Annotated in this window: 2 tRNA genes and 3 rRNA genes; all 5 read left to right on the forward strand. The window is 47.4% G+C overall.

From position 1 onward, the window contains the following. Nucleotides 1–594 precede the first annotated feature (594 nt). A 16S ribosomal RNA gene (locus GSY63_RS00125) occupies nucleotides 595–2,116 on the forward strand. Between the two features lie 268 nt (nucleotides 2,117–2,384). Next, nucleotides 2,385–2,459: transfer RNA gene (locus tag GSY63_RS00130), tRNA-Ile, on the forward strand. Nucleotides 2,460–2,562: 103 nt separating this feature from the next. Beyond that, nucleotides 2,563–2,636 (forward strand) — tRNA-Ala (locus GSY63_RS00135). A 238-nt stretch (nucleotides 2,637–2,874) separates the two neighbouring features. Beyond that, nucleotides 2,875–5,756 (forward strand): 23S ribosomal RNA (locus tag GSY63_RS00140). A 215-nt stretch (nucleotides 5,757–5,971) separates the two neighbouring features. Then, nucleotides 5,972–6,083, forward strand: a 5S ribosomal RNA gene (gene rrf / locus GSY63_RS00145). Together the 16S, 23S and 5S rRNA genes with 2 tRNA genes alongside form the textbook arrangement of a ribosomal RNA operon. The last annotated feature ends 17 nt before the right edge of the window (nucleotides 6,084–6,100 follow it).

Below are 6,100 nucleotides of genomic sequence, written 5' to 3' on the forward strand. Positions count from 1 at the left end.
AAAAGATGTTCATCTTTGCAGCCGCTTCTAAAGGGAGCGAAAGTTCTTAGAAAGTCGGGAAGGAAGGGGTTGAGTTGAGGGTTGAAAAACCGGAAGCGAAACGGGTTTAAAAGGAGCGAGAGCGAGATTTAAACGAAGAAAAAAGGCCCTCAAATTATTTGAAAAAATAATTTGGAAATTAAAAAAACCTTCTTACCTTTGCACTCCCGAAACGGGGGAACAAAAACGAAGAAAAGCTGAAGCAGTTCAGCGGAGTAAACGAAAGGGGAAAACAAAGCGAAAGCGGCGTAAGTAACCAAAAAACTTAAACGCAATGTTTGGGTAATTAATATGAAAAGATTGACCACTGCAATAGTGGAAGATATAAAAAGAAGGAGCCGTGAGGTGAATTCGAAAAGTTCTTTTTTAAGATAACATGTAGCGTAGCGGGAAACAACAAACCTGTTGTTTTCAAAACCAAGTCAAAAGAAATTGAGGAACTCGCTTTGGATACTGTATAAAGATACGAAGATGATAAGGTAGCAATACTGATCTCATTAATTTTAATACAGATTTCTATTTTGAGTAATAGGGTCTGGACAAACAAAACATTTTACAATGGAGAGTTTGATCCTGGCTCAGGATGAACGCTAGCGGCAGGCCTAATACATGCAAGTCGGACGGGATTGGAGAGCTTGCTTTCCATGAGAGTGGCGCACGGGTGCGTAACACGTATGTAACCTACCGTTGTCAGGGGGATAGCCTCTCGAAAGAGAGATTAACACCGCATAACATTATTGAACGGCATCGTTTAATGATCAAATATTTATAGGACAACGATGGGCATGCGGGACATTAGCTAGATGGTGAGGTAACGGCTCACCATGGCGACGATGTCTAGGGGATCTGAGAGGATGGCCCCCCACACTGGTACTGAGACACGGACCAGACTCCTACGGGAGGCAGCAGTAAGGAATATTGGTCAATGGACGGAAGTCTGAACCAGCCATGCCGCGTGCAGGAAGACGGCCCTACGGGTTGTAAACTGCTTTTGTGCCGGAATAAACCTTTTCACGTGTGAGAAGCTGAATGTACGGTAAGAATAAGGATCGGCTAACTCCGTGCCAGCAGCCGCGGTAATACGGAGGATCCAAGCGTTATCCGGATTTATTGGGTTTAAAGGGTGCGTAGGCGGCTTATTAAGTCAGGGGTGAAAGGCGGTAGCTTAACTATCGGAGTGCCCTTGATACTGATGAGCTTGAATGCAGCTGAGGTAGGCGGAATGTGACAAGTAGCGGTGAAATGCATAGATATGTCACAGAACACCGATTGCGAAGGCAGCTTACTAAAGTGTGATTGACGCTGAGGCACGAAAGCGTGGGGATCAAACAGGATTAGATACCCTGGTAGTCCACGCCCTAAACGATGAATACTCGATGTTGGCGATATACGGTCAGCGTCTAAGCGAAAGCGTTAAGTATTCCACCTGGGGAGTACGCCCGCAAGGGTGAAACTCAAAGGAATTGACGGGGGCCCGCACAAGCGGAGGAGCATGTGGTTTAATTCGATGATACGCGAGGAACCTTACCCGGGCTTGAAAGTTAGTGAATGATACAGAGACGTATCAGTCCTTCGGGACACGAAACTAGGTGCTGCATGGCTGTCGTCAGCTCGTGCCGTGAGGTGTTGGGTTAAGTCCCGCAACGAGCGCAACCCCTATGTTTAGTTGCCAGCATGTAATGATGGGGACTCTAAACAGACTGCCTATGCAAATAGAGAGGAAGGAGGGGACGACGTCAAGTCATCATGGCCCTTACGTCCGGGGCTACACACGTGCTACAATGGATGGTACAGAGGGCAGCTACCTGGCAACAGGATGCCAATCTCAAAAAGCCATTCACAGTTCGGATCGGGGTCTGCAACTCGACCCCGTGAAGTTGGATTCGCTAGTAATCGCGTATCAGCAATGACGCGGTGAATACGTTCCCGGGCCTTGTACACACCGCCCGTCAAGCCATGGAAGTTGGGGGTGCCTGAAGTGCGTAACCGCAAGGAGCGTCCTAGGGTAAAACCGATAACTGGGGCTAAGTCGTAACAAGGTAGCCGTACCGGAAGGTGTGGCTGGAATACCTCCTTTCTGGAGCAGTATCCGTTAAAACGACGAGAGACCAAGATCGAGACAAGGCGCTGCGCCGCATGTTATACTTAAAAGATATTTATTAAGAGAGGCAAGAGACAAGAATCAAGAGCCAAGACAAACTTCGATATAGTATACACTATATAGGAATTACTCACTAACTCACGATTCACCGCTCACCACTCTTAAAAAAGGAAACCCAGAAGATGAAGCCATCAGGTTGGTTGGCTTTAACCAGGCATCTGGCTTACGGATGCTATTAATAAATAGTCTCGTAGCTCAGTTTGGTTAGAGCACTACACTGATAATGTAGGGGTCAGCAGTTCAAATCTGCTCGAGACTACAGCGCAGCGGGAGCTGCGGGTTTAAAGGTTAAGGGTTGAATAGTTGAATGGTTAAGGCAACTTAATCAACAACTCAATCAATCAACTTAATAACCATCTATTGGGGGATTAGCTCAGCTGGCTAGAGCACCTGCCTTGCACGCAGGGGGTCAACGGTTCGAATCCGTTATTCTCCACGACGTTTGCTACAGATACTATTATATAGGTGTCGTTATAGATGCGAACATAAGTTCTTTGACATATTGGAAGAAGTAATTGAAATAAACTGAGAAACAACAGTGAAGGACGGTTATGAAGATGAAGTAAAGAGATAAGAGTAATAAGGCGCAAGTCTTGATACTTGATACTCACTACTTGATAGTAATAACCATCTAATATAAAGACATACCGGTCTGAGCAAAAGCAGACATGGTAGAAGAAAGTAAATAAGGGTACACGGGGGATGCCTTGGCTCTCAGAGGCGATGAAGGACGTGATAAGCTGCGATAAGCTCCGGGGATTAGCAAATATGAATTAATCCGGAGATTTCCGAATGGGGAAACCTATCCATTTGAAGAATGGATGCAATAATGCGCTAACCTGTTGAACTGAAACATCTAAGTAAACAGAGGAAGAGAAAACAATAGTGATTTCCTGAGTAGTGGCGAGCGAAAGGGAAGGAGCCCAAACCAATAATGTTACGGCATTGTTGGGGTTGTAGGACCACGATATATGATACAAACAAAAGTTGAACGGGGTGGGAAACCCGGCCATAGAGCATGAGAGCTGCGTAAACGTAATGAATGTAAAGTTAGTGGTATCCTGAGTACCGCGAGGTCGGAGACGCCTTGTGGGAATCTGCCGGCACCATCCGGTAAGGCTAAATACTACTGAGAGACCGATAGTGAACCAGTACCGTGAGGGAAAGGTGAAAAGAACCCCGAACAGGGGAGTGAAATAGAACCTGAAACCGTGTACTTACAAGCGGTCGGAGCAGACATGATCTGTGACGGCGTGCCTTTTGCATAATGAGCCTACGAGTTACTCTTCTCTGGCAAGGTTAAGTGTTTAAGGCACGAAGCCGAAGCGAAAGCGAGTCTGAATAGGGCGTGCAGTCAGAGGAGGTAGACGCGAAACCTTGTGATCTACCCATGACCAGGTTGAAGGTGCGGTAACACGTACTGGAGGACCGAACCGATAAACGTTGAAAAGTTTCCGGATGAGTTGTGGGTAGGGGTGAAAGGCTAATCAAACTGGGAAATAGCTCGTACTCCCCGAAATGTTTTTAGGAACAGCCTGGCGGTTGAGTTATTCAGAGGTAGAGCTACTAATTGGGTGCGGGGGAGTCAAATCCTACCAAATCCAGATAAACTCCGAATGCTGGATAACATACGCTGGAGTGAGGCTTTGGGTGCTAAGGTCCAAGGCCGAGAGGGAAAGAACCCAGACCATCAGCTAAGGTCCCCAAATTACTGTTAAGTTGAACTAACGAGGTCCGACTGCACAGACAGCTAGGATGTTGGCTTGGAAGCAGCCATTCATTTAAAGAGTGCGTAACAGCTCACTAGTCGAGCGGTCGGGCATGGATAATAATCGGGCATTAAACAGTATACCGAAGCTATGGATTTGCAGCAATGCATCTGGTAGGGGAGCATTCTATCGCCGGTGAAGCATGACACGACAAGTGCATGTGGAGGTTATAGAAAAGCAAATGTAGGCATAAGTAACGATAAGGCGGGAGAGAAACCCGCCCACCGAAAGACTAAGGTTTCCTGATCAACGCTAATCGGATCAGGGTTAGTCGGGGCCTAAGGATAATCCGAGTGGAGATTCCGATGGACAACTGGTTAATATTCCAGTACTTTTTACAACTGCGATGCAGTGACGGAGTAGTGACACATCCGCGTTCTGACGGAATAGAACGTTAAAGGCCGTAGGTATAGGATTCATAGTAAAGTACGTGAGTCTTGCTGAAAGCTGATAGTACAGCGAGCCTTCGGGTAAGTTGATAGTGATGGTAATCAGACTTCCAAGAAAACCTGCTAAGCTTCAGGTTGTAAAAACCCGTACCGTAAACCGACACAGGTAGTCGAGGAGAGAATCCTAAGGTGCTCGAGTGAATCATGGCTAAGGAACTCGGCAAAATGGCCCTGTAACTTCGGGAGAAGGGGCGCTGGCAGTAATGTCAGCCGCAGTGAAAAGGCCCAGGCGACTGTTTAACAAAAACACATGGCTTTGCAAAATCGAAAGATGACGTATAAGGCCTGACACCTGCCCGGTGCCGGAAGGTTAAGAGGGGATGTTAGTCGCAAGGCGAAGCATTGAATCGAAGCCCCGGTAAACGGCGGCCGTAACTATAACGGTCCTAAGGTAGCGAAATTCCTTGTCGGGTAAGTTCCGACCTGCACGAATGGTGTAACGATCTGGGCGCTGTCTCAGCCATGAGCTCGGTGAAATTGTGGTATCGGTGAAGACGCCGGTTACCCGCAACGGGACGGAAAGACCCCATGCACCTTCACTACAACTTAACATTGATATCGGCTACAGGATGTGTAGGATAGGTGGGAGGCTTTGATCCGGATTCGCCAGGATTCGGTTAGCCAACGTTGAAATACCACCCTTTCTGTATTTGGTGTCTAACTCTATACAATGGAGGACATTGTTTGGCGGGTAGTTTGACTGGGGTGGTCGCCTCCAAAAAGGTAACGGAGGCTTTCAAAGGTAAGCTCAGTACGCTTGGTAACCGTACGCGGAGTGCAATAGCATAAGCTTGCTTGACAGTGAGACAGACAAGTCGAGCTGGGTCGAAAGACGGATATAGTGATCCGGTGGTTCTGCATGGAAGGGCCATCGCTCAAAGGATAAAAGGTACGCTGGGGATAACAGGCTGATCTCCCCCAAGAGCTCATATCGACGGGGAGGTTTGGCACCTCGATGTCGGCTCGTCACATCCTGGGGCTGGAGAAGGTCCCAAGGGTTGAGCTGTTCGCTCATTAAAGTGGCACGCGAGCTGGGTTCAGAACGTCGCGAGACAGTTCGGTCCCTATCTGTTGTGGGCGTTGGAAGTTTGAGTGGGGCTGACCTTAGTACGAGAGGACCGGGTTGGACTAACCTCTGGTGAATCTGTTATGCCGCCAGGTGTACTGCAGAGTAGCTACGTTGGGAATAGATAAGCGCTGAAAGCATCTAAGTGCGAAACTAGCCACAAGATGAGACTTCCATTGAGGGTCGTGGTAGACTACCACGTTGATAGGTTACAGGTGTAAAGGTGGTGACATCATAGCCGAGTAATACTAATTGCCCGAAGCTTTCTTCGACAACAGATAACGTGGTTACGTAGCAATACGTAACCACGGAAATCAAAAACAATAAGCTGTGTTTCTCAGCTTTCAAATGCTTCTTTCAATCATGTTATTGTTTACCGGATAGTATAAAGCATCCAGTATCAGGTAGCAAGACAAGATGCCACGCATCGCTTAGTCTTGATACATGATACTTACGAGCTGCTACTAAAAGGAAACTATAAAAATATTCAGGTGCCTATATCGGCGGTGTCTACCTCTTCCCATTCCGAACAGAGAAGTCAAGCCCGCCAGAGCCGATGGTACTGCGGTAATACGTGGGAGAGTAGGTCGGCGCCAAATCTTATCAAGATCACAAG

This window comes from Mucilaginibacter agri (genome assembly GCF_009928685.1).
In the GTDB taxonomy this organism is placed as follows: domain Bacteria; phylum Bacteroidota; class Bacteroidia; order Sphingobacteriales; family Sphingobacteriaceae; genus Mucilaginibacter; species Mucilaginibacter agri.